Here is a 24,205-nt window from a genome sequence, read left to right as displayed (position 1 = left end):
TTTCTTCGTGGACCGTGCCTTTGGCACGTGTCGGACGTTGTTGCCGGTAGGGGGAGCCGCGTCGGCCGCAAGGAGGGAGAAGGCGATGCGCGTAGGAACGTTCGTTCTGGCAGCACAGTTTCCCGGCCAGGGACAGGGCGAGGCCCTGCACCGGGCCGTCCGGTCCGCGGAGGTCGCGGAGGAGTCCGGGCTCGATTCGGTCTGGCTGGCGGAACATCATTTCGTGCCGTACGGGGTGTGTCCCTCGGCCGTGACGCTGGCCGGGCTGCTGCTCGGCCGTACCCGCCGGATCCAGGTGGGCACGGCGGTGAGCGTCCTGTCGACGCAGCACCCCGTCTCCCTCGGGGAGCAGGCCGCGCTGCTGCATCTGACCAGCGGCGGACGCTTCGTCCTGGGGGTGGGGCGCGGGGGGCCGTGGGTGGACCTGGAGGTGTTCGGCGGGGGTCTCGACGCCTACGAGAGGGGCTTCCCCGAATCGCTGGAGCTGCTGCTGGACTGGCTCCGCCAGCCCCGGGTGGCGGGTACCGGCGAGCGCTACGGCTTCCGCGAGGTGGCCGTCGTGCCCCGCGCGGACGAGATCCTCGGGGACGGTCCGGCCGCCCCGGAGGTGATCGTCGCGTGCACGTCGCCGAAAAGCGTGAAACTCGCCGCTGAAAAGGGTTTGCCGATGCTGCTCGGAATGCACTGCGACGACGAGGAGAAGGCCGGCATGGTCGCCCTGTGGCGTTCCGCGGCCCGCGAAGCCGGTCAGCCGGCCGAGGTCGCGGAGGGGATCGGACATGTGTCCGCAGGAGTGGCCCAGCTCGCCGACGGGCGGGGGGAGGCCGCCGAGACACTCGTGAAGGCCATGCCGGGCTGGCTGCGGCAGGGGCTGGAGGCCCATGTCACGGTCGACGGCAGGCACCGCGTGATGCGGGACCCCGTCGCGTACACGGAGTTCCTGTGCGGTCTGCACCCGGTGGGGCCGCCCCGGATCGCCGCGGACCGGCTGGCGGCCACGGCGGAGCGCACGGGCATCACCCGCTTCGCCCTCCTGGTGGAGGGGTCGGGCGACCTCGCGACGACCGAGGAGAACGTGCAGCGGCTCGGCACGGAGGTGCTGCCCCTGCTGACGTGAGGCGGACATGCTGGTGGTCCTGGCGGTGCGGTGGTACGGGGGCTGCCGCCCCGGAGCCAGTTGCACCTCCCGCGGCCCGAAGCGGCAGCAGAAGCGCTCAGCAGTCCCGTAGTCCGGGCGACTGGTTGAGCAACTGACCCCTCACCGAGGTGAATCGGGCCAGACGCTCGTCGACCGAGGCGTCCAGTGGGAACACCGCGACGCGGTGGCAGTTCTGGAATGCGAGACGCACTCCGAAGTGCCGCTGGAGCGCGCCGCGTATCGCATCACTCGCGAGCGCGCGCAGCAGCTGACCACGTGCCTGCTCGTCCGGCGGAGGCGTCTGGTTGTCGGCGAACTGTCCACCGTCCACCTTCAGCTGGGCCACCAGGGAGCTGATCATCTCCCATGCGTAGGGCAGGGAGGTCCGGACGCAGTCGACGAAGTCGGCTTCGTCGACCTCGCCTCGCTCGGCCTGTTCCAACAGGGCCGGTGAGACGTCGAGCGACATGGGTTCTCCTCTCGCGACCCCGGTGGGTCACCGGGGCCTTACGGGCAGGGAAGGGGGCCGGCGACGCTGTGTGCACAGACGACGACCTCCTGCTTCCACGGTAAGGGCGCAGTCCGGGCCGCACCAGGAGATTGGGAACACAACCGGCCAATAACGAAGGGTCGCAAAGACGGACAAGCCAGAAGGCCGTGTGTCAAGGGCCGTACCGGACGGCAGGCCGGCGAATCGCGCGGGACGCCGGTGGTCGAGTAGCGTTGCCGACCATGCGTCTCGTCATCGCCCGTTGCTCCGTCGATTACGCGGGCCGGCTCACCGCCCACCTGCCCTCCGCCCCCCGTCTGATCCTCGTGAAGGCGGACGGCAGCGTCTCGATCCACGCCGACGACCGGGCGTACAAACCTCTCAACTGGATGTCACCGCCGTGCACCCTGAAGGAGGGCGCCGACGGCGGCGAGGGCGTCTGGACCGTGGTGAACAAAGCGGGCGAGAAACTGATCATCACGATGGAGGAAGTCCTCCACGACTCGTCCCACGAGCTGGGGGTGGACCCCGGGCTCATCAAGGACGGGGTGGAAGCGCATCTCCAGGAACTGCTCGCCGACCGCATCGAGACGCTCGGCGACGGTTACACGCTGATCCGCCGTGAGTACCCGACCGCCATCGGCCCGGTGGACATCCTGTGCCGGGACGCGGACGGCGGGACCGTGGCCGTGGAGCTCAAGCGGCGCGGCGACATCGACGGCGTGGAGCAGCTGACCCGGTACCTGGAACTGCTCAACCGGGACCCGCACCTGGCTCCGGTCCGGGGCGTCTTCGCGGCGCAGGAGATCAAGCCGCAGGCACGGGTGCTGGCGACGGACCGGGGCATCGGCTGCCTGGTCCTCGACTACGACGCGATGCGCGGTATCGAGGACGACAAGCTGCGGCTGTTCTGACCCCCGGGCGGCCGGTCGGCCAACTGCCTGGCGATCTCGTGCGGCGGGCCTGGCTCGGGTGCCCCCGGCGGCCGGCCACAGCCCGGTGACCTCGTACGGCCGGCCAGGCTCGGTGGTTCCCCGGCAGCCGGCCGCTGCCTGGTGCGGGCGTGCCCGCCCGCCTCGGGTGGCCACCCTGGTGCGGCGTGCCCTGTGGGCCGTCCTCGTTCGCCGGACGGGCCGGGTTTCCGGCGCGTCCGGCGATTCCGGGTCTCAGGCCACGGCCGGGGCGGCGCCCGACGGGCTCTCCGGCCCCGTACCCGCGTCGGTGGCCGTCGCCGACTCCGCAGGGCCGCTCGCCGAGTTGGTGGTCTCCGGCCCGGTCGCCGTCTCGCTGGGAGCCGGCTCCGTCGTGCTCTCGCTGGGGCTCGGGTCCGGCGAGGTCGCCGGGGGTGAACTGGTCGGCGTGGTGGTCGGCCTGGTCGGCTTCACGGTGGGCGACGGGTTCTCGGAGGCCGGCGGGTCGCTGGGGCTGCCGCTCGACGAGTCCGCCGGCTCGGGGCTCACCCCGGGGCTCGACGTCCCGGGGGACGGTGTCGCGCTGCCGGAGGGGACGGCGCTGCCCGAGGCTCCCGGGGAAACGGTCCCGTCGGCCGGGACGTCGCCGGAGGCCGGGCCTTCGGCCGGCTCCTCCACGGGAGGGCCGTCCTGTCCGGTCTCGTCCTCGGTGGCCGACTGCTCGGTCGTGACGTCGCGGCCCTCGGGGTCCTCGCTGCCGGAGGTCGCGCCCAGCGTCACCACGGTGCCCAGGACGGCCGCCAGCAGGGCGCCCGCGCCCACCGCAGCCAGATTGCGCCGGGCGCTCAGGAACACCCTCGGGCGGCTGCCGGGCACCCGGGCGGCAGGGGGTGCGGGCATCTGCCGGGAGACCAGGGTGGGTGGCTCCTCGATACGAGGGGGGAAGAGCGGCAGGGCGGTCGGGGCCCCGCCGGGCGGCGAGGCGGGCGGCGAGGCGGGCGGAACCTCGGCAGCCGGGACGCCGGCTCCCGGTGCCGGTGCGCCCGAGCGGTCCTCGACGAGGGCCAGCGCCCTGCGTCCCGCCACGGCCCCCGCCTTGTCGGCGAGCGCGCCCCGCATGCCGATGGACGCCTCCAGCTCGGCCCTGGCCCGGTCCAGGTGGCCGGTGCAGAGCGCGAGGACGCCCAACTCGTGGTGGAAGTAGGCCTCCTGTGCCACCTCACCGGCGATCCTGGCGGCTTCCTGGCCGATCCTGAGGGCCTTCTCCCACGCGCCCCAGTGCATCCCCGCCGCGAACGCCGGAGAGGCGCTGCGGGCCAGCAGGACGGCCACGTCGGCCTGGTCCCGCGCTTCGCCCTGCAGGAGGGGTGCCATCGAGGCGAGGAGGGCGTCCGCCTCGGCGACCGCGCGCTCCGGGGTGACGGACGGGTGCCCCGCCCACCAGGCGTAGTGCCGGGCGGCGCTGCGGGCGCGCGCCGACGCGTCCTCGGCGTAGCCGCTCGCCTCCAGCTGGGCCAGCACACCGGCGGCCAGCCGGTAGCGGGGGCCCGCCGGGGAGAGCAGACCGCACAGGGACAGCTCGCCCAGCGCGGCATCGGCGTGGGTGTCCCCCACCAGGGCCGGCAGGTGGGCCTGGTGGGGAACCTCTCCACCCAGCGCGACGGCGAAGTGCAGGGTCTCGCGGGCCGCCTCGCTCAGCCGGGAGGCGAGCAGCGCGGCGGGAGCCGCGCCCTCGCCCAGGCTGGGCAGGGGCGGGTCCTTCGGCTCGATCCGGCCGAACGGCGTGTCGACGGGTTCGTCGTCCTCGGGACCGTGGGGGGACTGCGGGTCCGCGCGCGTCTCGTCGCGCTGGCGCAGCAGGGCCCCGGCCTGGACGAAGCGCAGCGGCAGCCCTTCGGACTCGAACCACAGGTCGCCCGCCCAGTTGGCCTCCTCGTCGGTGAGGGCGCGCTCCACGACGTGTTCCAGGAGCTCGAGCGAGGTCCCGCGCCCCAGGCCGGAGAGGAAGACCTCTTCGATGTCCGTGTCCGCGGCGGGGATGGGCACCTCCGACGTCGCGGCGAAGAGGAAGGCGCACTCGGGTGTGGCGTCGAGGAGTTCCTGCAGTGCCGCGCCGCCCAACTCCAGGTCGTCGAGCACGACGACGGCGCCGATGCCGTGGAGGAGCGCCAGGAGGCCCTCGCGGTCGGGGCGGTGCAGCGGAGCCTCGTAGACGGTCTCGAAGAGCCCGTACAGCAGGTCCGTGACGGTCCGCTTGTGCCCCGAGAGCCGGACGACCCCGTCGGGGGCCAGGTCCGCACAGTCGGCGGCGACAGCGTTCAGCAGGGCGGTGCGGCCGGAGCCGGCGGGGCCGGTGAGCCGGACCGAGCGGCCCCGTGTCAGCAGCCGTACGAGCCGTTCACGCTCGTCCTGGCGCTCCAGGAGCGGCAGCCGGGGTGCGGGCGGACCCGGCGGTACCGGCGGGGCCGCCGCACGCTCCCGCTCGGCCCGCTGGGCGGCGGTGCGGCGTACGGGTGTGGCGGGCCGCTCCCCGGGCCGGCACGGCTCGATCTCGCTGCCGTCGACCGGGTTGACGGTGAGCAGCAAGCTGCCCGATGTCAGCCGCACCGTGCGGGACTGCTGGCCGGCCGGGTGCCCGAAGTCCGGTGTGAGCGCTTCGCGGGACTGCCGCCGCGGCCCGGTGCCGTCCTCGGAGCGGTCGTTCTCCCGGCCGTACTGTTCCGGTTCCCGGTTGGTCGGGTCCATCGTCAAGTCCCCCAGACGCGTAGCGCGGTTGCCCACCCGGCCTCGTACGCCCTGCTGTCGCTTCCGGTCCGGTGTCCGCCCGTGGGTCCGTGAACCGGCAGACGGCCGAAACCCTAAACCTTCGCAGAGTATCGGTGCACCGGCGGGGGGCCGCACCGTCCAGCCCGTCACGTTCTCAGGAGAATTGTGCGTGCATCGGCGCGGGAACAGGCCTCAGACGCGCGGCAGGGAGTCTGCGGCGATTCCGCCCTCGATGGCCAGAATGCGATGCAGTCGCGTCGCGACGAGCAGGCGCTGCATCTGCGGCGGGACGCCGCGCAGTACCAGCCGCCGGCCCGCCCGGCCCGCCCGACGGTGCGCACCCATGATGACGCCGAGTCCGGTGGCGTCCCAGGAGTCCAGTTCGGTCAGGTCCAGTACGAGGTCACCCCGTCCGTCGTCGACGGCCGAATGCAGAACCGTACGGGCGTCCGCCGCGCTTCGGACGTCGAGGCGGCCCCCGACGACCATCTCGGCGTGGTCGCCCCTGATGTGCATATGCGCTCCCCGGATGACTCCGCAGCAAGGTCGGTCTGTCTGAAACTCTTCCGTCTCCCCACCAACTGACTGCCGCAGCGACGGGGAAGTTGCCGTCTGTAGGCGAACCGATACCGAATTCACCCCGAGGGGTGAACGCGGGTTCACCGGAACAGTGGGATCCGGCACCGCATCCCACAGGATCCCCGGCTGCCTGACGGCACATCGGACAGCCGGGGACCCGGAAACGATCAGTAGGTGTAGAAGCCCTGCCCGCTCTTGCGGCCGATGTCACCTGCGTCGACCATCCGGCGCATCAGCTCCGGGGCGGCGAACTTCTCGTCCTGCGACTCGGTGTAGATGTTGCCCGTGGCGTGCAGCAGGATGTCGACGCCGGTCAGGTCCGCCGTCGCGAGCGGGCCCATGGCGTGGCCGAAGCCGAGCTTGCAGGCGGTGTCGATGTCCTCGGCGGAGGCGACGCCCGACTCGTACAGCTTGGCGGCCTCGACGACGAGCGCCGAGATCAGCCGGGTGGTGACGAAACCGGCGACGTCACGGTTGACGACGATGCAGGTCTTGCCGACGGACTCCGCGAACTCCCGTGCGGTGGCGAGGGCTTCGTCACTGGTCTTGTAGCCGCGCACCAGCTCGCAGAGCTGCATCATGGGGACGGGCGAGAAGAAGTGCACCCCCACGACGCGCTCGGGACGTTCCGTCACGGCCGCGATCTTGGTGATCGGGATGGCGGAGGTGTTGGAGGCGAGGACGGTGTCCTCCCGTACGACCTTGTCGAGCGCCCGGAAGATCTCGTGCTTGACCTCGAGCTTCTCGAAGACGGCCTCGACGACGACGTCGGCGTCGGCCACGGCGTCGAGGTCGGTGGTCGTCGTGATCCGGGCGAGCGCGGCCTCGGCGTCGGCCGCCTCCAGCTTGCCCTTGGAGACGAACCTGCCGTAGCTCGCCTCGATGCCGTCGCGTCCGCGGGTCAGGGCCTCGTCGGTGACGTCGCGCAGGACGACGTCCCAGCCCGCCTGGGCGGAGACCTGCGCGATGCCGGACCCCATGAGTCCGGCGCCGATGACGGCGAGCTTCCTGGCCACGTTCGCACCCCTATGCACTGTCGACGGTTCACATGTTCTCCGGCGGAGGTTAGTACCCGTGAGGGGCCGTGGGGCCGCTAAGAGATGCGCGTCACGTCTCACATGACGGACATCACACCGGCCCGCGTCACCCGGCGGCGCGCCGCGCGCAGTTGGGCCCCTGCGCCGGGCCGGCCCTCGATGCCGTCCGGCAGGGCCGGGGCCTGCCCGGACGCCTCCCCCCTGCCCTGGGTGCCCCCGGGACCGGGCCCGTGCGCCCCGGACCGCGTCCGTCCGTGCCGTCGCCGGTCGCGCCCACGCCCGGACGTCAGGGGAGAGGGAGAAGGCCCCCACCGGTCCCACTCCCCCGACCGGCCCGACCGGTCCGGACGGGAGACCCTAGGCTGATCCCATGGTCAATCTGACGCGCATCTACACCCGCACCGGCGACCAGGGCACCACCGCCCTCGGGGACATGAGCCGGACCGCGAAGACCGATCTGCGGATCTCCGCGTACGCCGACGCCAACGAGGCCAACGCCGTCATCGGTACGGCGATCGCGCTCGGGAACCTTTCCGAGGACGTGGTGAAGGTCCTCGTCCGCGTCCAGAACGACCTGTTCGACGTGGGCGCGGACCTGAGCACGCCGGTGGTGCAGGACCCGAAGTACCCGCCGCTCAGGGTCGAGCAGTCCTACATCGACAAGCTGGAGGCCGACTGCGACGCCTTCCTGGAGGAACTGGAGAAGCTCCGGAGCTTCATCCTGCCGGGCGGTACGCCGGGGGCTGCCCTGCTGCACCAGGCGTGCACGGTGGTCCGGCGGGCCGAGCGGTCGACCTGGGCGGCGCTGGAGGTGCACGGGGGCACGATGAACGCGCTGACGGCGACCTACCTCAACCGCCTCTCGGACCTGCTGTTCATCCTCGCCAGGTCGGCGAACAAGGAGCTCGGGGACGTCCTGTGGGTGCCGGGAGGGGAACGCTGATCAGCGGTCCATGCGCGACCGGCCGGTGTGCTGCCGGTCGGTGCCCGGCCGGTCAGTGTGCTGCCGGTCGGTACCCGGCCGATCGGTGTGCGGCCGGTCCGGCTCCCGCTTGGGGAACAGGGTGTAGGACAGGGCGATGACCAGGTTGACGCCGATCAGCCACAGCATCCTCTGCTGCCACACGCGCAGCGAACCGGTGTCCCCGTCCCCGCCGACGTACAGGATCGCCGCCTGGAGGAGGGCCGCCGCCGTCAGGGCGGCCAGCACCCAGCGGCCCGCCGTACGCCACTCGTGGGCGGCCCGGGCCATCCCGTACCTGGGGGGCTTCACCGGCGCCGGGCCGCCCGCGAAGCGGTGGGCGACCCTGGCGTCCACCCACCTGATCGTGGAGGGGCCCAGGCCCACGGTGAAGCCGATGTAGACGGCGGCCAGGCCGTGTTTCCAGTCCGGTGCGGCGCCGTTCTTCAGGTCGACCGCCGCCACCACCAGCAGCACGACCTCCAGCACGGGCTCGCACAGCAGGACGGCAGCGCCGAGCCCCGGCCTCCTCGCGGCGTACCGCAGCGTGAGCCCCGCCGCCAGCAGGACCCAGAAGCCCACCTCGCACAGGATGATGAGTGTGACGATCACGGTCCTTCTCCCTCCGGTCCCTTCCAGGCTCCCCTCGGCGACGGGGCGTTTCGTCGTCGGCGGTGACGAAACGGGACTGCATCCTTCGATGTAGCCCCGGCTCCTCCGCCGTACGGAGGCCCGGCGGAGCACCGGCGTGTTGGATGGGAGGGTGTTCACCGTCCCCCGCCCCCACCGTCACGACGTACTGCTCGCGGTGACCGGCCTGTCCGGTGGCCTTCTCCTGTGGCTGGTCGGTCTGCACCTCCAGAACGGCCGGCTGTTCTCCGCGCCCTGGACGGCGCTCCTGCCGCTCGCCGGGATGGCGTGCCTGGAGCTCCTACGCCGGAGCGCGCCGCAGACGGCGCTGGTCGCCGGCACCCTCGTCCTGGTCGCCGACCAGTTCACGCCCGGCAGCCTGGCGACCGTGCTGATGTACACCGACCTCGTGTACGCGGCGGTGGTGTACGGGACCCCGGCCGCCGCCCGCCGTATCCCGGTCACGACCTTCCTGGTGACCGTGGCCGTCACGATCGGCTTCTTCGCCTGGTTCCGCACCGGGCAGGCGCTGCTGATCGGCACCGCAACCGGCATGGTGTCGTTCGGCCCGGCCATCACCGGTGTCAGTGTGCGCAACCACCGCGACGCCGCCGAGGCGGCCCGGCTGCGTGCCGACCAGACGGCGCTGCTGGCCGAGATGGACCGGGTCCAGGCCGTGACGGCCGAGCGGTCCCGGATGGCCCGGGAACTGCACGACATGGTGGCGGGCCACCTCTCCGCGATCGCCATCCACTCCACCGCCGCCCTGTCCATCGACGACCCGGGCACCTCCCGCGACGCGCTGGGTGTGATCCGGGAGAACAGCGTCGAGGGGCTGGCCGAGATGCGACGGCTGATCGGGCTGCTGCGAGACGGCAGCGGTGACGACAGGCCGAGCGCGGCGCCGGCCCTCGCCTCCCTGGACGCGCTCGTCGCACAGGCGGGGTCCACGTCCGCGTCGAGCGGGCTGGCCGTCACCCTGCACGACGGCCGCCGGGGGACCGGCCCGCTGCCCGCCCCGGTGGAACTGGCCGCGTACCGCATCGTCCAGGAGTCCCTGACGAACGCGCTGAAGCACGCCGCACCGGGACCGGTCGAGGTGCGGCTGGGACGGTCGGGTAACCGGCTGACGGTGGAGGTCAGCAACCTGACAGGTGACCGGCCTTCCCCGCGCGCCCCCGGGGCGGGCGCCGGCCTGGTGGGGATGCGGGAGCGGGTGGCGCTGCTCGGCGGGACGTTCGAGGCGGGGCCGGTGTCCGGGGCGGACGGCACCGCACGCTGGCGGGTACGGGCCGGACTGCCCCTCGGCGAAGGGAAGGTGGGGCGATGACGATCCGGGTACTGGTCGCCGAGGACCAGTCGGCCGTGCGCGCCGGTCTGGTACTGATCCTGGGCAGCGCACCGGGCATCGAGGTGGCGGGCGAGGCGGGCGACGGGGAGGCCGCGGTCCGCCTGGCCCGCGAACTGCGCCCCGACGTGGTGCTGATGGACGTGCGGATGCCCCGGCTCGACGGGGTCTCCGCGACGCGGCAGGTCGTGTCGGAGGGGCTCGCGGACGTGCTGGTGCTGACCACCTTCGATCTGGACGAGTACGTCTTCGGCGCGCTGCGCGCGGGTGCCGCCGGATTCCTGCTGAAGCACGCCGACGCGCGTGATCTGATCGAGGGCGTGCGCACGGTGGCGCGCGGCGAGGGTCTGATCGCCCCGGCCGTGACGCGCCGGCTGATCGCGGAGTTCGCCGGCACGGCTCCGGCGCGCAGGTCCGGAGCGTCGGACAACGCGCCGCTCGACGCGCTGACCCGGCGGGAACGCGAGGTGCTCGGCTGCCTCGGCCAGGGCCTGTCGAACGCCGAGATCGCGGCGCGGCTCTCGATGGCGGAGGCGACGGTGAAGACGCACGTCAGCAGGCTGCTCGGGAAGCTGGAACTGCGCAGCCGGGTGCAAGCCGCAGTGCTCGCGCAGGAGTTGGGGCTCTGATCTCGGACAGGAACTTTGGTCTGGACCTCTTGACGATTGGTCCAGACCTTCCTAATCTCACCGAACACGCACGCTGCGGTGAGTACGCCATGACAAGCGCGCTCAGGGCGACGCAGGGTTTGCAGTCCACGGACCACCCCCCGTTTGTCGGACCTCACCCGAGGAGCACCGTTGAGCACCGAATCCCCCCAACGCCGGCCGAGACTTCGATGGAGACTGGGAACCGGCGCAGCCACCCGGTCCAAGGCGGTCGCGGGCTTCACCGCGCTGCTACTGCCGCTCGCCGCCATGGTCGGGCTGGCTTCCCCCGCCGAGGCCGCGACCTCGGCGACGGCCACCTACCTCAAGAAGTCCGACTGGGGCACCGGCTTCGAAGGGCAGTGGACGGTCAAGAACACCGGCACCACCGCCCTGTCCTCCTGGACGATCGAGTGGGACTTCCCCTCCGGCACCGCGGTCGGCTCCGCCTGGGACGCCTCCGTGACCAGTTCCGGAACCCACTGGACCGCCAAGAACCTCAGCTGGAACGGCTCCGTCGCCCCGGGCGCCAGCATCAGCTTCGGCTTCAACGGCACCGGCTCCGGCTCCCCCACCGGCTGCAAGCTGAACGGCGCCTCCTGTGACGGCGGCAGCGTCCCCGGCGACAACGCCCCCTCCGCGCCCGGCACCCCCGCCGCGAGCGGCATCACCGACACCTCGGTGAAGCTCACCTGGAGCGCCGCGACGGACGACAAGGGCATCAAGAACTACGACGTCCTGCGCGACGGCGCGAAGGTCGCCACGGTCACCGGCACGACGTACACGGACACCGGGCTCACCGCCGGGTCCGACTACTCGTACACCGTGCAGGCCCGTGACACCGCCGACCAGACCGGCCCGGTCAGCGGTTCGGTCAAGGTCCACACCACCGGGGGCGGCACCGACCCCGGCACCGGCAGCAAGGTCAACCTCGGCTACTTCACCAACTGGGGCGTCTACGGGCGCAACTACCACGTCAAGAACCTCGTGACCTCGGGCTCCGCCGCGAAGATCACGCACATCAACTACGCGTTCGGCAACGTCCAGGGCGGCAAGTGCACCATCGGTGACGCCTACGCCGACTACGACAAGGCCTACACCGCCGACCAGTCGGTCGACGGCGTCGCCGACACCTGGGACCAGCCTCTGCGCGGCAACTTCAACCAGCTGCGCAAGCTCAAGGCGAAGTACCCCGGCATCAAGGTCATCTGGTCGTTCGGCGGCTGGACCTGGTCCGGTGGCTTCGGTGCCGCGGCCCAGAACCCGGCCGCGTTCGCCCAGTCCTGCTACGACCTGGTGGAGGACCCCCGCTGGGCCGATGTCTTCGACGGCATCGACATCGACTGGGAGTACCCCAACGCCTGCGGTCTCACCTGTGACACCAGCGGCCCCGCCGCGCTGAAGAACGTCGCCTCGGCGCTGCGTGCCAAGTTCGGATCGAACAACCTGGTCACCGCCGCGATCACCGCGGACGGCTCCGCCGGGGGCAAGATCGACGCGGCCGACTACGCGGGCGCCGCCCAGTCCTTCGACTGGTACAACGTCATGACGTACGACTTCTTCGGCGCCTGGGAGGCCAAGGGCCCGACCGCCCCGCACTCCCCGCTGACCTCGTACACCGGCATCCCGCAGGAGGGCTTCAACTCCGCCGCCGCCATCGCCAAGCTGAAGGCCAAGGGCGTCCCGGCCAAGAAGCTGCTGCTCGGCATCGGCTTCTACGGCCGCGGCTGGACCGGCGTCACCCAGGCCGCCCCCGGCGGCACGGCGACCGGCGCGGCTGCGGGCACGTACGAGGCGGGCATCGAGGACTACAAGGTCCTCAAGAACACCTGCCCGGCCACCGGCACCATCGCCGGAACCGCCTACGCCCACTGCGGCACCAACTGGTGGAGCTACGACACCCCGGCCACGATCGCGTCCAAGATGGCCTGGGCGAACGGCCAGGGTCTGGGAGGCGCGTTCTTCTGGGAGTTCAGCGGTGACACCGCGAACGGCGAGCTCGTGAGCGCGATGGCCGGCGGCCTCAACTAGCGCGTTCCGAAAGGAGCGCCGTCCGCCCGAAGGGCGGCACCGGTGGGACTGCCGAAACAGGCCCTGACCACCCGCTCCACCCCGCACAAGCGCCGGGGAGACAGGTCCGCCCCCTGTCTCCCCGGCTTTCGCGTGCTCCCACGAGCCCAGGACTCCTCGCGCGGGGCGCGCGTGTTCCCGCAGGGCCAAGACGACCGCGCCGCACGTGCGCAGCCTGCCGCCCGTACCGCAAGGCCCACACCGGTTACGGCAAGCAGTCCGTCCCCGCCCAAGGGCCCTCCAGCGGGGGCGTCTTCGCCCTCCTGCCCGAGCGGGAGCGCTATGTCGCCGGGTATGTCGACCACCTGCCCGACGGTGCCGCCATGGACATCAAGTCGCTGGCCAAGGACCTCCCGCTGTACGGCCAGATGGCCATCGGTAGCGCCCTGCGCGCCCTCGCCGTGACCGGGCACTTGCGCCGCGTGCGCCGCCGGACCGAAGGGGACGGGCCGTGCCGGTGGGTGACACTCACCTACTGGTCACGCACCGCCCACGACAACGAGTGGTGGACGGCCAGGCTCGCTGAGGGAACCGCAACCCCGGAGCAGGTGCCCGTATCCTCCGCCCAGCCGGTCGTGCCCCAACAGCGCACCCCGCAGGCGGACATCATGGTGCTCCCCTCCCCGAACCTGCCGCAGCAGTCCCCGGCACCCAAGGGTGCCCCGGGCCCAGACGCCTCCCACCCCGCCGAGGCCCCTTCCCCCGCCTACCTCGCCCTCGCCGAACTCGGCCGGCGAGAACCCCGCCTGGCGCTCTCCGCCGCCGACTGCGCCACGTTGGAGCCACTCGCCGCCGCCTGGTTCGCTCGCGGTGTCAGCGCCGACTACCTGACCTCGGCGCTCACCGCCGGACTTCCCGAGCCTGTCGCATCCCCCATCGGCCTCGTACGCCGCCGCCTCACCGACAAGATGCCGCCCCGACTCACCTCCGCACCCGCACCGGGCCTGCCCAGCACCCACGCACGCGGGCTTCTCGTCGAGTGCACCGCATGCGGCCGGCCGGGCCCCGCCGAAGCCCTCCCGGACGGCCTCTGCAAGCCCTGCCGTACCGCGCACCAGGCTCCGGAGGGGCCGGGCACGGCGGCGGCCCCCGAGCGAGGCGAACGCGACGTGGCAGCCCTGGTCGGCAGTCTCCGCAACCTGATGCGCAGCCCCTGAACGGCCCACGCGCGCCGAGACAGGGGCCTGCTCCTGGAGGAGGCGCTCGCCGACCGGCCGGGAGGTGCTGGACCACGCCCCCATGGGCCAGACCGTCGTCGCCGAGCTGGACCTGCCGCACTGACGGCGCGGAGGCGGCCGGACCCCCGCACCGTCCAGGGGCTGAGCCGGACACGGCATCGGGCGACGGCGGACGGCGGGCTGCGTGCCAGAGACCGAGGACCACGGGGGCGGCCGGAGTACCACGAGAAGACGGCCGTGTGCCGTGACGGAGGACGTCGACCAGACGGAATCGCTGATTTCACCGCTGGGGTCCCGCCTCGAGACCGAAGCCGAACGGGAAGTCGCCCAGGAGGAGGACGGGGACCACCCGTCCGGGGGCCGTCCCGCCTACCGCCGCCCCAGGGCTTTCGGCCCTACGCCACGTTGACCCGCTGGCCGGGCGGTGCCGCCTCCAGCCAGGCGAGGAAACCCGTCAGCGCGTCCTCGCTCATCGCCAGCTCCAGGCGGGTCCCCCGGTGGAGACAGCCGAGCACGACGGAATCGGACAGGAGCGCCAGCTCCTCCTCGCCCTCGGGCAGCCGGCGGGCGACCACCTCGATGGCGGAACGCTCCAGGGCTCGGCGGGGGCGGGGCGCGTAGGAGAAGACCCGGAACCAGTCGACGCGGTCACCGCTGTAGCGGGCCACGCCGTACACCCAGCCCTTCCCGGACGGATCGGGCTCCTCGGACACGTCCCAGCGCAGGCTGCAGTCGAAGGTCCCGCCGGAACGCTGGATCAGCCGCCGGCGCAGGCCGAAGACGAACAGACCCACCGCGACCAGCACGACGACCAGGCCGCCCAGCCACAGAGCGAGGACCATCTCCACCGACCTCCTCGCATCGTCGAGAAACGGATACCGAACCGAGCCGAACCGAACCGCACCTGCATCGCCTCAGCCGCGACACGGTCTGGATCACTCCAGAACGGGCCGCGGCTGAGTAAAAACTCCTCGTGGGGACGCTCAGTGCGCCGCCACCGCACGCAGTCGTACGTCGGCACGCCGCTCGGCGGCGGCGTCCGTGTCCGACTTCGCACGCTCCAGCGCGCGCTCGGCACGCTGGACGTCGATCTCGTCGGCAAGCTCCGCGATCTCCGCGAGCAGCGAGAGCTTGTTGTCCGCGAACGAGATGAAACCGCCGTGCACAGCGGCGACAACCGTCCCGCCGTCGCTCGTACGGATCGTCACCGGGCCCGATTCCAGCACACCCAGAAGCGGCTGGTGACCGGGCATGACGCCGATGTCGCCGGACGTGGTACGTGCGACAACGAGGGTGGCCTCGCCGGACCAGACACTGCGGTCCGCGGCGACCAGCTCGACATGCAGCTCAGCAGCCAAGGGTGGCTCCTCGGGTCACCACCCGGCGGTCGTGCCGGGTGTTGGGTCAATTCTACGGGGCGTGGTGAGGGGGGCGGGACACACCCACCCCCCTCGGTGAGCCGGAGGCTCAGGAGACGCCGAGCTCCTTGGCCTTGGCCTTGAGGTCGTCAATGCCACCGCACATGAAGAACGCCTGCTCGGGGAAGTGGTCGTACTCCCCGTCACAGATCGCGTTGAACGCGGCGATCGACTCGTCGAGCGGAACGTCCGAACCGTCCAGGCCGGTGAACTGCTTGGCCGCGTGGGTGTTCTGCGACAGGAAGCGCTCGACGCGACGGGCACGGTGGACAACGAGCTTGTCCTCCTCGCCCAGCTCGTCGATACCGAGGATCGCGATGATGTCCTGGAGGTCCTTGTACTTCTGCAGGATCCCCTTCACGCGGCTGGCGGCCTCGTAGTGGTCCTGCGCGATGTAACGCGGGTCCAGGATGCGGGACGTCGAGTCCAGCGGGTCGACGGCCGGGTAGATGCCCTTCTCGGAGATCGGACGGGAGAGAACCGTCGTCGCGTCGAGGTGGGCGAACGTGGTGGCCGGGGCCGGGTCGGTCAGGTCGTCCGCGGGGACGTAGATCGCCTGCATCGAGGTGATCGAGTGACCACGCGTCGAGGTGATGCGCTCCTGGAGCACACCCATCTCGTCGGCCAGGGTCGGCTGGTAACCCACTGCGGACGGCATGCGGCCGAGCAGCGTGGAGACCTCGGAACCGGCCTGCGTGAAGCGGAAGATGTTGTCGATGAAGAGCAGCACGTCCTGCTTCTGCACATCGCGGAAGTACTCCGCCATGGTCAGGGCGGACAGCGCGACCCGCAGACGGGTGCCCGGCGGCTCGTCCATCTGGCCGAAGACCAGCGCGGTCTTGTCCAGGACGCCCGACTCGGTCATCTCGTCGATGAGGTCGTTGCCCTCACGGGTGCGCTCACCGACACCGGCGAACACCGACACACCGTCGTGCAGCTTCGCCACACGCATGATCATTTCCTGGATGAGGACCGTCTTGCCGACGCCCGCACCACCGAACAGACCGATCTTGCCGCCCTTGACGTACGGGGTCAGCAGGTCGACGACCTTCAGGCCGGTCTCGAACATCTCGGTCTTCGACTCGAGCTGGTCGAAGGCCGGGGCCTTGCGGTGGATCGGCCAGCGCTCGGTGATCTGCGCCTCGGCCTCCGGCTCGTTCAGGATCTGGCCGAGGGTGTTGAAGACCTTGCCCTTGGTCACGTCACCGACGGGGACGGTGATGCCCGCACCCGTGTCGGTCACCGCGGCCTGGCGGACCAGACCGTCGGTGGGCTGCATCGAGATCGCGCGGACCACGCCGTCGCCCAGGTGCTGGGCGACCTCGAGGGTCAGCGTCTTACGAGCGCCGGCCTCGGCCGGGTCGTCGACCTCGACGTGCAGGGCGTTGTAGATCTCCGGCATCGCGTCGACGGGGAACTCCACGTCGACGACCGGGCCGATGACCCGGGCGACGCGGCCCGTGGCAGCGGCCGTCTCAACTGTCGTCGTCATTACTTGTCACTCCCCGCGGACGCGTCGGCCAGAGCACCTGCACCGCCGACGATCTCGCTGATTTCCTGGGTGATTTCGGCCTGGCGGGCCGCGTTGGCAAGCCGGGAGAGGCTCTTGATGAGGTCCCCGGCGTTGTCGGTCGCCGACTTCATCGCGCGGCGGCGGGCAGCGTGCTCGGAAGCGGCGGCCTGCAGCAGTGCGTTGTAGATGCGGCTCTCGACGTAGCGCGGCAGAAGGGCGTCGAGGACGTCCTCGGCCGACGGCTCGAAGTCGAACAGCGGAAGGATCTCGTCCTTGCCGGTGCTCTCCTCCGCGACCTCGTCGAGCGACAGCGGCAGCATCCGGCCGTCGACCGCGTTCTGCGTCATCATCGAGACGAACTCGGTGAAGACGATGTGCAGCTCGTCGACCCCGCCCTCGGCCGTGTCCTTCTGGATGGACTCGATCAGGGGCGCGGCGATCTTCTTGGCGTCCGCGTACTCGGGGCTGTCGGTGAAGCCCGTCCACGACTCCGTGACCTTGCGCTCACGGAAGCCGTAGTACGCGACACCCTTGCGGCCGACGATGTACGTGTCGACCTCCTTGCCCTCGGCCGCCAGCCGCTCCCGGAGCCGCTCCGCCGCCTTGATGGCGTTGGAGGAGTAGCCGCCGGCCAGACCGCGGTCGCTCGTGAGGAGCAGGACCGCGGCCCGGGCCGGAGCCTCGGCCTCGGTGGTGAGGGGATGCTTGGTGTTCGAGCCGGTCGCCACCGCGGTCACCGCACGGGTGAGCTCGGTCGCGTACGGCATCGACGCCGCCACCTTGCGCTGCGCCTTGACGATGCGCGAGGCGGCGATCATCTCCATCGCCTTGGTGATCTTCTTGGTCGCGGTGACGGCTTGGATGCGGCGCTTGTACACGCGAAGCTGAGCGCCCATCGATCAGCCCTCGCCCAGAAGCTTGCCGTCCGAGGTCTCGAACTGCTGCTTGAAGGCGGCGATCGCGTCGGCGATCGACTGCAGCGTGTCGTCGGACATCTTCGCGCCCTCGGCGATGCTGGTCAGGAGGTCCTTGCGCTCGCGGCGCAGGTACTCCAGCAGCTCGCTCTCGAAGCGGCGGATGTCCTCGACCGGGACGTCGTCCATCTTGCCGGTGGTGCCGGCCCAGACGGAGACGACCTGCTCCTCGACGGGGAACGGAGCGTACTGCGGCTGCTTCAGCAGCTCGACCATGCGCTTACCGCGCTCCAGCGACGCCTTGGAGGCCGCGTCCAGGTCGGAACCGAAGGCGGCGAACGCCTCCAGCTCGCGGTACTGGGCGAGGTCCACACGGAGGCGGCCGGACACCTGGCGCATGGCCTTGTGCTGGGCGGAGCCACCGACGCGGGAGACCGAGATACCGACGTTGAGCGCCGGACGCTGACCCGCGTTGAACAGGTCGGACTCCAGGAAGCACTGGCCGTCGGTGATGGAGATGACGTTGGTCGGAATGAACGCCGACACGTCGTTCGCCTTGGTCTCGACGATCGGGAGGCCCGTCATCGAACCGGCGCCCATCTCGTCGGAGAGCTTGGCGCAGCGCTCCAGCAGACGCGAGTGCAGGTAGAAGACGTCGCCCGGGTAGGCCTCACGGCCCGGCGGACGGCGCAGCAGAAGCGACACGGCGCGGTAGGCGTCGGCCTGCTTCGAGAGGTCGTCGAAGATGATGAGGACGTGCTTGCCGTCGTACATCCAGTGCTGGCCGATGGCCGAACCGGTGTACGGCGCCAGGTACTTGAAGCCGGCCGGGTCGGACGCCGGGGCGGCGACGATGGTCGTGTACTCGAGCGCGCCGGCCTCTTCCAGGGCACCGCGCACGGAGGCGATGGTGGAACCCTTCTGACCGATGGCGACGTAGATGCAGCGCACCTGCTTGTTCACGTCGCCCGAGCGCCAGTTGTCGCGCTGGTTGATGATCGTGTCGACGGCCAGGGCGGTCTTGCCCGTCTGGCGGTCGCCGATGATCAGCTGACGCTGGCCGCGGCCGATCGGCACCATGGCGTCGACGGCCTTGTAGCCGGTCTGCATCGGCTCGTGCACCGACTTGCGGACCATGACGCCAGGGGCCTGCAGCTCGAGGGCGCGGCGGCCTTCGGTCGCGATCTCGCCGAGACCGTCGATCGGGTTGCCGAGCGGGTCGACGACGCGACCGAGGTAACCCTCGCCGACGCCGACGGAGAGCACCTCACCGGTGCGCTGCACCGGCTGGCCCTCCTCGATACCGCTGAACTCGCCGAGAACGATCGCACCGATCTCGCGCTCCTCGAGGTTGAGGGCGAGACCGAGGGTTCCGTCCTCGAACTTCAGCAGCTCGTTCGCCATGGCGGAGGGCAGGCCCTCCACCTTCGCGATGCCGTCACCGGCAACGCTGACCGTACCGACCTCCTCGCGCGAGGCCGCGTCCGGCTGGTACGACTGGACAAAAGTATCCAGTGCGTCCCGGATCTCCTCCGGCCGGATCGTGAGCTCCGCCATCTGGGTTCCCTGCTCTCCTTGTTGGGCCCGAAGTTTCTCAATGGGGTCTGGGGGCGACCCCCAGGAATCTTCTGCAATTTCTGCACGGCCCAACCGGGCCGCTGTTCTTGCTCGTTCAGTTGGTGCGGTGTGGGGCTGCGCGCTGTCAGCCGGCCATCCTGCGGGTGACCTCTTCGAGGCGCTCCGCGATCGTGCCGTTGATGACCTCGTCACCGACGCGCACCGAGATCCCGCCGAGGACCTCGGGGTCCACGTCCAGGTTCAGGTGCATCTGCCGGCCGTAGATCTTCGCCAGAGCCGCGCCGAGGCGCTGCTTCTGCCGGTCGGACAGCGGCACCGCCGAGGTCACGACGGCCACCGTGCGGTCGCGGCGCTCCGCGGCGAGCCTGGACAGGGACTCGAGTCCCGCTTCCAGGCTACGTCCCCGGGGCTGCGTCACGAGACGCGTGACCACACGCTCGGTGACCGGCTGCGCCTTCCCGCCGAGCAGGCTGCGCAGCAGCGCGCTCTTGGCGGCGGGCGTGGCCGACTTGCTGGTCAGTGCGGAGCGCAGTGCCACGTCGGAGCCGACGATCCGGCCGAACCGGAACAGCTCGTCCTCGACGTCGTCGAGCACCCCCGCGCGCTGGGCCGCGGTGAGGTCGGCCGTGGCCGCCAGCTCCTCGACCGAGTCCACCAGGTCACGCGACTGCGACCAGCGGGACCGGACCATGCCGGAGACCAGGTCCACGGCTTCGCCGCCCACCTGTCCGCGCAGCAGCCGTCCGGCCAGCTCGGCCTTGGCCTCGCCGCCCTGCGACGGGTCGGTGAGGACCCGGCGCAGCGATACCTCGCGGTGGAGCAGCGCGGTGACGCCGGCCAGCTCCTCGGCGAGCTTCGCCGCGTCGACCGACGTGGAGTCGGTCAGCGCGTCGAGACGCTCGCGTGCGGCAGCCAGTGCCTCGCGGCTCGCTCCGTTCATCGGACAGCCTCGGCCTTCGCCTCGAGCTCGTCGAGGAACCGGTCGACGGTGCCGCTCTGCCGGGCGTGGTCCTCGAGGGACTCGCCGACGAGCTTGCCGGCCAGGGCGGTGGCGAGAGCGCCCACGTCCTGGCGCAGCGCGGACGCCGCAGCCTTGCGGTCGGCCTCGATCTGGGCGTGGCCGGCGGCGATGATCTCCTCGCGCTGCCGCTGACCCTCCGCCCTCATCTCCTGGATGATGACGGCGCCCTGCTCCTGCGCCTCCTGGCGCAGGCGTGCGGCCTCGTGACGGGCCTCGGCGAGCTGAGCCTTGTACTGCTCAAGAACGCTCTGGGCCTCGGTCTGGGCCGCGTCGGCCTTCTCGATACCGCCTTCGATTGCCTCGCGGCGCTCTTCCAGAACCTTGTTGATGTTCGGGAGGAGCTTCTTGGCGAGGACGCCGAAGACGATGGCGAAAGCGATCAGGCCGATGACGATCTCGGGGATCGCCGGGAGGAGCGGGTTCTGGATCTCCCCCTCGGACGCCAGTTGTAGGGCGTTCACATCAATGCCTTTCGTCGCATCGGGCAGTTGGAATGCCGCGACTTACTTGACCGGGTAGACGAAGGGCATGACGAGACCGATCAGGGCCAGCGCCTCACAGAGCACGAAGCCGAGGATCTGGTTCGAGCGGATCAGGCCGGCAGCCTCGGGCTGACGGGCGAGAGCCTGCGTGCCGTTACCGAAGATGATGCCGACGCCGACGCCGGGGCCGATGGCGGCGAGGCCGTAACCGATGGAACCGAGGTTGCCCGTGATGTTGACGGCGGCGAGGGTCTCAAGAGCGGACATGCCGTTTCTTCCTTCTCTTTCAGAACCGGTGGGGGTTGGCCACCGGACGACTTTCGGGTGTGGAGCCGGGCCGGATCAGTGGTGCTCGGCGAGAGCGCCCTGAATGTAGTTGCAGGCCAGGAGGACGAACACGTAGGCCTGCAGCGCCTGGATGAACAGTTCGAAGGCGGTCATCAGGATGACCATCACGAAGGAGACACCGGCGTAGGCGATGCCGATGCCGTTCAGCAGGTACCAGCTGGCGATGGTGAAGATCAGCAGCAGCACGTGGCCGGCGAACATGTTGGCGAAGAGTCGCACAGCGTGCGTGAACGGCCGGATCAGCAGGTTCGACATGATCTCGATGAGCATGACGAACGGGAGGGCCGGGCCGATCGACTTGTCGTAGCCCGAGATGTTCTTCCAGCCGCCGACGAAGCCGTGGCGCTTGAAGGTCAGGCTGACCCAGACGATGTACACGATCGCGGCCAGCGCCACCGGGAATCCGATGACCGAGACCACCGGGAACTGGGCGAGCGGGATGATCGCCCAGAGGTTCATGATCCAGATGAAGAAGAACAGCGAGACCATGAGGGGCACGTACTTCTTGCCCTCACGCTTGCCGAGCGTCTCGAAGACCACGCCGGTGCGGATGAAGTCGTAACCCGCCTCCGCCACCATCTGGAGTTTTCCGGGCACCAGCTTCGGCTTGTTGAACGCCGCCCAGAAGAAGCCGACGACGACGACGGTGCTCAGGACCGCCAGCAGCATCGGCTTGTTGATCTCGATGCCGCCGACCGTGAACATCGGCTCGAAAACAAAGGAGTGCAGGCCAGGAGCCGGGAAGCCGCATCCGTCGAAGATGTGGCAGTCGGTCTCGAAGGCGAGCACCGTCGTCGGGTCAGCACTCACCGCGGGCTCCTTCAGCGTGGCGCATAGGTACGGCAACCTCGTTGTGTCGGCGCGGCAGGCAGCCGCTGGTCGGCACTGGACTGGTGTTACGGATGGGGGGCGGCTCAGGCATTACGCCTCGCGTAGAAGCGGGCGTCGATTCGGATCGGATGCCCGCGTCCGCAGTGCCGCAGTTGGCACCGGACGATAGCAGGGTCTCGAACGCGCGCTTATCCCGGGCCTACCCCTCACGTCGAAGACCCCGTGTTCTCGGGCTTCTTGGCCGCTGACGAGTCCGGCTCGACGTAAAGGATCTTGGTCTTCATGTGGACGCGGATCTGAGCGGCGACCCAGGCGAGGGTCGCCACGATGATCGCGGCGGCGAACGCCCTCGGGTTGAACAGCGTCGTGTTCTTGAAAGCGGCGACGAAGATGAAGAGAAGCAGCAACTCGGCCGTGTAGAGCGTGAGCCCCATGGCCTGGAACAGGTGCGGCATGGACTTCGCGGTGCGCTGCAGAACGCCGAGTCCGATCCCCATGAAGAGAATCACCACCAGCGTCCCGACCGCCGCCCCGATCGCTCCCTTGCCGCCCGCGAGCACGCCGCTGACGGCGACGGTCACGAGACCGGCGGCAGCAGTGGGCACAGCGGTGTGGAGGAGAGTCCGGACGTCGTTGGACGGCATGGCGGTAACTCCGCTTTACAGGGGGTGGGCAGTGGTCGTCAGGGACGAGCGTAGGCCCGGTCCGAGTCGATGCCTCGGGCCGGAGAACCGTCTCACCGGGGTTCTTCGGCTCCGTCACCGGGCTTAGTGAACGGTATCACAAACTATTTGATGAGGTCTTTACCCGAATGGTGTGCCCGCTGTCACACATGAGAGTGGCTCCGCGCGTGTGTGCAGGGCATTACGGCACATTGTGTGGTAAAGCACTTCTGCTTCCGAACCGTCAACGTGAGGAATCGGCGCGATCGCCGACAGCGAAGCGCGAACGGGGGCCGATCGCGGTCGCTCCGTTGACGCCGGACACCCCGACGGCCACGGGAGCACGATCAGGGACCCCGGACGCCACGGAGTGGCCGCCGGGGACCTGTTGGCCCTCCGCCTCCCCGTCCGGGGTCGGCCCGTCCGCCGCCTCGCCCTGTGCGGCGGCGCCGCGGCGCCGGTAGCGCGGGGGCACGAACGTCTCGGCCCAGCGCGGGGCCCGCGGGGTGAAGCGCGGCATGAGCAGCAGCACCAGACCGACCGCGCTCAAGCCCACGATCACCAGCACGATCCACAGCGAGGCCGAGTGCACGGAGTACCCGACGGCGCCGAACGCGATGAGGGCCGACCAGAAGTACATGATCAGGACCGACCTGCTGTGCGAGTGCCCGATCTCCAGGAGCCGGTGGTGCAGGTGGCCGCGGTCGGCCGCGAACGGCGACTGCCCGTTCCAGGTGCGCCGCACGATCGCGAGGATCAGGTCGGCGGCCGGGATGGCGATGATCGTCAGCGGCAGCAGCAGCGGGATGAAGACCGGCAGCATCGCGTGGGTCGCCTGGCGCTCGCTGCCCTCGAAGAGCTTCATCGCGTCCGGGTCGACCTGCCCGGTGACGGAGATCGCCCCGGCGGCCAGCACCAGGCCGATCAGCATCGAGCCGGAGTCACCCATGAAGATGCGGGCAGGGTGCATGTTGTGCGGGAGGAAGCCCAGGCACATGCCCATCAGTACGGCGGCGAAGAGCGTGGCCGGGGCCGCGGCCTCGATCCCGTACCCGTACCAGAGCCGGTAGGTGTACAGGAAGAACGCGGCGGAGGCGATGCACACCATGCCGGCCGCGAGGCCGTCCAGGCCGTCGACGAAGTTCACCGCGTTGATGGTGATCACGACCAGGGCGACGGTGAGCAGCGTCCCCTGCCACTGGGTCAGGGCCACCGTGCCGACCCCGGGGATCGGCAGCCACAGGATCGTCAGACCCTGGATGACCATCACCGCGGCCGCGATCATCTGCCCGCCGAGTTTGATCAGGGCGTCGATCTCGAACTTGTCGTCCAGGACGCCGATCAGCCAGATCAGCGCGGCGCCGGAGAGCAGGGCCCTCGGCTCGTTGGAGAGCTCGAACACGGCGTTCAGGTTGAACAGGTGGTCCGCGACGATCAGTCCCGCGCACAGTCCGCCGAACATGGCGATGCCACCGAGCCGCGGTGTCGGTTCTCGGTGGACGTCACGCGCACGGATCGCGGGCATCGCCCCGACCGCGATGGCGAACTTCCGCACCGGCCCGGTCAGCAGATAGGTAACGGCTGCCGTGACACAGAGCGTCAGCAGGTAATCACGCACGGGCTGCCCCACAGATTTCGCCGGCCATCTCAGCCCCACACCCTAGTCCCAAGAACGAGGACACC

At 70.5% G+C, this 24,205-nt stretch carries 23 protein-coding genes; 7 read left to right on the top strand and 16 right to left on the bottom strand.

From position 1 onward, the window contains the following. Positions 1-85 precede the first annotated feature (85 nt). Positions 86-1,117, top strand: coding sequence for an LLM class flavin-dependent oxidoreductase (locus tag ACH4VO_RS02135; protein ID WP_360983876.1), 1,032 nt, complete (start codon positions 86-88; stop codon positions 1,115-1,117). Positions 1,118-1,214: 97 nt separating this feature from the next. Here the strand turns inward: ACH4VO_RS02135 and ACH4VO_RS02130 are convergent, their stop codons facing one another. Continuing rightward, positions 1,215-1,607: an SCO5389 family protein gene (locus ACH4VO_RS02130; protein ID WP_307124930.1), complete on the bottom strand. Its 393-nt coding sequence runs from the start codon at positions 1,605-1,607 to the stop codon at positions 1,215-1,217. Positions 1,608-1,870: 263 nt separating this feature from the next. On the opposite strand from ACH4VO_RS02130, the gene nucS reads away from it, so the two are divergent. Beyond that, positions 1,871-2,542, top strand: coding sequence for an endonuclease NucS (gene nucS, locus ACH4VO_RS02125; protein WP_360983873.1), 672 nt, complete (start codon positions 1,871-1,873; stop codon positions 2,540-2,542). A gap of 252 nt (positions 2,543-2,794) precedes the next feature. Here the strand turns inward: nucS and ACH4VO_RS02120 are convergent, their stop codons facing one another. From ACH4VO_RS02120 to ACH4VO_RS02110, 3 genes are all read right to left on the bottom strand, one after another. Then, the gene (locus ACH4VO_RS02120; RefSeq protein ID WP_360983870.1) at positions 2,795-5,284 is read right to left on the bottom strand and encodes an ATP-binding protein; all 2,490 of its coding nucleotides are present in this window, start codon (positions 5,282-5,284) and stop codon (positions 2,795-2,797) included. A gap of 213 nt (positions 5,285-5,497) precedes the next feature. After that, positions 5,498-5,821 carry an STAS domain-containing protein gene (locus tag ACH4VO_RS02115; RefSeq protein ID WP_360983867.1) on the bottom strand — a complete coding sequence of 108 codons (324 nt, stop codon included), beginning with the start codon at positions 5,819-5,821 and terminating at the stop codon, positions 5,498-5,500. A gap of 230 nt (positions 5,822-6,051) precedes the next feature. After that, complete coding sequence (locus ACH4VO_RS02110) at positions 6,052-6,900, bottom strand: 3-hydroxyacyl-CoA dehydrogenase family protein (RefSeq protein WP_360983864.1); 849 nt, start codon at positions 6,898-6,900, stop codon at positions 6,052-6,054. 391 nt (positions 6,901-7,291) lie between these two features. Here ACH4VO_RS02110 and ACH4VO_RS02105 point away from each other — a divergent pair, with 391 nt between their 5' ends. Then, positions 7,292-7,864, top strand: a complete 573-nt coding sequence (locus ACH4VO_RS02105) for a cob(I)yrinic acid a,c-diamide adenosyltransferase (RefSeq protein ID WP_360983861.1) — start codon at positions 7,292-7,294, stop codon at positions 7,862-7,864. Here the strand turns inward: ACH4VO_RS02105 and ACH4VO_RS02100 are convergent, their stop codons facing one another. Further along, positions 7,865-8,494, bottom strand: a complete 630-nt coding sequence (locus ACH4VO_RS02100; protein WP_360983858.1) for a hypothetical protein — start codon at positions 8,492-8,494, stop codon at positions 7,865-7,867. A 151-nt stretch (positions 8,495-8,645) separates the two neighbouring features. Here ACH4VO_RS02100 and ACH4VO_RS02095 point away from each other — a divergent pair, with 151 nt between their 5' ends. The 4 genes from ACH4VO_RS02095 to ACH4VO_RS02080 all read left to right on the top strand — a co-directional run bounded on the left by ACH4VO_RS02095 (position 8,646) and on the right by ACH4VO_RS02080 (position 13,734). Then, positions 8,646-9,842, top strand: a complete 1,197-nt coding sequence (locus tag ACH4VO_RS02095) for a histidine kinase (protein ID WP_360984339.1) — start codon at positions 8,646-8,648, stop codon at positions 9,840-9,842. Continuing rightward, a complete protein-coding gene (locus tag ACH4VO_RS02090) occupies positions 9,839-10,489 on the top strand; it encodes a response regulator transcription factor (RefSeq protein WP_360983855.1) in 651 nt (216 codons plus the stop codon). Before ACH4VO_RS02095 ends, ACH4VO_RS02090 begins: the two co-directional genes overlap by 4 nt. Positions 10,490-10,660: 171 nt before the next feature. Further along, a complete protein-coding gene (locus tag ACH4VO_RS02085) occupies positions 10,661-12,538 on the top strand; it encodes a glycoside hydrolase family 18 chitinase (RefSeq protein ID WP_360983852.1) in 1,878 nt (625 codons plus the stop codon). A gap of 362 nt (positions 12,539-12,900) precedes the next feature. After that, positions 12,901-13,734 (top strand): MarR family transcriptional regulator, encoded by an 834-nt coding sequence (locus ACH4VO_RS02080; protein ID WP_360983850.1) that lies wholly within the window; start codon positions 12,901-12,903, stop codon positions 13,732-13,734. 416 nt (positions 13,735-14,150) lie between these two features. Here ACH4VO_RS02080 and ACH4VO_RS02075 read toward each other — a convergent pair whose 3' ends face one another. The 11 genes from ACH4VO_RS02075 to ACH4VO_RS02025 form a co-directional block, all read right to left on the bottom strand. Further along, complete coding sequence (locus ACH4VO_RS02075; protein ID WP_069172010.1) at positions 14,151-14,597, bottom strand: DUF2550 domain-containing protein; 447 nt, start codon at positions 14,595-14,597, stop codon at positions 14,151-14,153. 141 nt (positions 14,598-14,738) lie between these two features. Then, positions 14,739-15,113 (bottom strand): F0F1 ATP synthase subunit epsilon, encoded by a 375-nt coding sequence (locus tag ACH4VO_RS02070; protein WP_069170672.1) that lies wholly within the window; start codon positions 15,111-15,113, stop codon positions 14,739-14,741. Between the two features lie 109 nt (positions 15,114-15,222). Next, positions 15,223-16,665, bottom strand: a complete 1,443-nt coding sequence (atpD, locus tag ACH4VO_RS02065; protein WP_360983846.1) for a F0F1 ATP synthase subunit beta — start codon at positions 16,663-16,665, stop codon at positions 15,223-15,225. After that, on the bottom strand, positions 16,665-17,582 hold the full coding sequence (locus ACH4VO_RS02060; protein ID WP_360983843.1) for a F0F1 ATP synthase subunit gamma: 918 nt from the start codon (positions 17,580-17,582) through the stop codon (positions 16,665-16,667). Before ACH4VO_RS02060 ends, atpD begins: the two co-directional genes overlap by 1 nt. Positions 17,583-17,585: 3 nt before the next feature. Next, a complete protein-coding gene (atpA, locus tag ACH4VO_RS02055; RefSeq protein ID WP_069170675.1) occupies positions 17,586-19,157 on the bottom strand; it encodes a F0F1 ATP synthase subunit alpha in 1,572 nt (523 codons plus the stop codon). A 145-nt stretch (positions 19,158-19,302) separates the two neighbouring features. Continuing rightward, complete coding sequence (locus ACH4VO_RS02050; RefSeq protein ID WP_360983840.1) at positions 19,303-20,118, bottom strand: F0F1 ATP synthase subunit delta; 816 nt, start codon at positions 20,116-20,118, stop codon at positions 19,303-19,305. Continuing rightward, entirely contained in the window at positions 20,115-20,660 is a 546-nt protein-coding gene (locus tag ACH4VO_RS02045; RefSeq protein ID WP_069170677.1) for a F0F1 ATP synthase subunit B, read from the bottom strand. Before ACH4VO_RS02045 ends, ACH4VO_RS02050 begins: the two co-directional genes overlap by 4 nt. A gap of 42 nt (positions 20,661-20,702) precedes the next feature. After that, positions 20,703-20,948, bottom strand: a complete 246-nt coding sequence (gene atpE, locus ACH4VO_RS02040) for an ATP synthase F0 subunit C (protein WP_069170678.1) — start codon at positions 20,946-20,948, stop codon at positions 20,703-20,705. A gap of 75 nt (positions 20,949-21,023) precedes the next feature. Then, positions 21,024-21,839 carry a F0F1 ATP synthase subunit A gene (gene atpB / locus ACH4VO_RS02035; RefSeq protein ID WP_360983836.1) on the bottom strand — a complete coding sequence of 272 codons (816 nt, stop codon included), beginning with the start codon at positions 21,837-21,839 and terminating at the stop codon, positions 21,024-21,026. A gap of 227 nt (positions 21,840-22,066) precedes the next feature. Then, a complete protein-coding gene (locus tag ACH4VO_RS02030) occupies positions 22,067-22,504 on the bottom strand; it encodes a hypothetical protein (protein WP_360983833.1) in 438 nt (145 codons plus the stop codon). 262 nt (positions 22,505-22,766) lie between these two features. Further along, positions 22,767-24,152 carry an MraY family glycosyltransferase gene (locus tag ACH4VO_RS02025; protein WP_360983830.1) on the bottom strand — a complete coding sequence of 462 codons (1,386 nt, stop codon included), beginning with the start codon at positions 24,150-24,152 and terminating at the stop codon, positions 22,767-22,769. Between the last annotated feature and the right edge of the window lie 53 nt (positions 24,153-24,205).

This window comes from Streptomyces sp. NPDC020780 (assembly GCF_044334475.1).
Taxonomy (GTDB): Bacteria; Actinomycetota; Actinomycetes; order Streptomycetales; family Streptomycetaceae; genus Streptomyces.
The sequence above is the reverse complement of the archived record's forward strand: the minus strand, read 5'-3'. Positions and strand labels throughout refer to the sequence as shown.

Excerpts from the sequence above, each read along its gene's own strand:
- ACH4VO_RS02105 (WP_360983861.1), top strand. The coding sequence starts at position 7,292 with ATGGTCAATCTGACGCGCATCTACACCCGCACCGGCGACCAGGGCACC.
- ACH4VO_RS02030 (WP_360983833.1), bottom strand. The coding sequence starts at position 22,504 with ATGCCGTCCAACGACGTCCGGACTCTCCTCCACACCGCTGTGCCCACT.
- ACH4VO_RS02080 (WP_360983850.1), top strand. The coding sequence starts at position 12,901 with ATGGACATCAAGTCGCTGGCCAAGGACCTCCCGCTGTACGGCCAGATG.
- ACH4VO_RS02135 (WP_360983876.1), top strand. The coding sequence starts at position 86 with ATGCGCGTAGGAACGTTCGTTCTGGCAGCACAGTTTCCCGGCCAGGGA.
- ACH4VO_RS02120 (WP_360983870.1), bottom strand. The coding sequence starts at position 5,284 with ATGGACCCGACCAACCGGGAACCGGAACAGTACGGCCGGGAGAACGAC.
- ACH4VO_RS02090 (WP_360983855.1), top strand. The coding sequence starts at position 9,839 with ATGACGATCCGGGTACTGGTCGCCGAGGACCAGTCGGCCGTGCGCGCC.
- ACH4VO_RS02130 (WP_307124930.1), bottom strand. The coding sequence starts at position 1,607 with ATGTCGCTCGACGTCTCACCGGCCCTGTTGGAACAGGCCGAGCGAGGC.
- ACH4VO_RS02060 (WP_360983843.1), bottom strand. The coding sequence starts at position 17,582 with ATGGGCGCTCAGCTTCGCGTGTACAAGCGCCGCATCCAAGCCGTCACC.
- ACH4VO_RS02050 (WP_360983840.1), bottom strand. The coding sequence starts at position 20,118 with ATGAACGGAGCGAGCCGCGAGGCACTGGCTGCCGCACGCGAGCGTCTC.
- atpA (WP_069170675.1), bottom strand. The coding sequence starts at position 19,157 with ATGGCGGAGCTCACGATCCGGCCGGAGGAGATCCGGGACGCACTGGAT.
- nucS (WP_360983873.1), top strand. The coding sequence starts at position 1,871 with ATGCGTCTCGTCATCGCCCGTTGCTCCGTCGATTACGCGGGCCGGCTC.
- atpE (WP_069170678.1), bottom strand. The coding sequence starts at position 20,948 with ATGTCCGCTCTTGAGACCCTCGCCGCCGTCAACATCACGGGCAACCTC.
- atpD (WP_360983846.1), bottom strand. The coding sequence starts at position 16,665 with ATGACGACGACAGTTGAGACGGCCGCTGCCACGGGCCGCGTCGCCCGG.
- ACH4VO_RS02075 (WP_069172010.1), bottom strand. The coding sequence starts at position 14,597 with ATGGTCCTCGCTCTGTGGCTGGGCGGCCTGGTCGTCGTGCTGGTCGCG.
- ACH4VO_RS02115 (WP_360983867.1), bottom strand. The coding sequence starts at position 5,821 with ATGCACATCAGGGGCGACCACGCCGAGATGGTCGTCGGGGGCCGCCTC.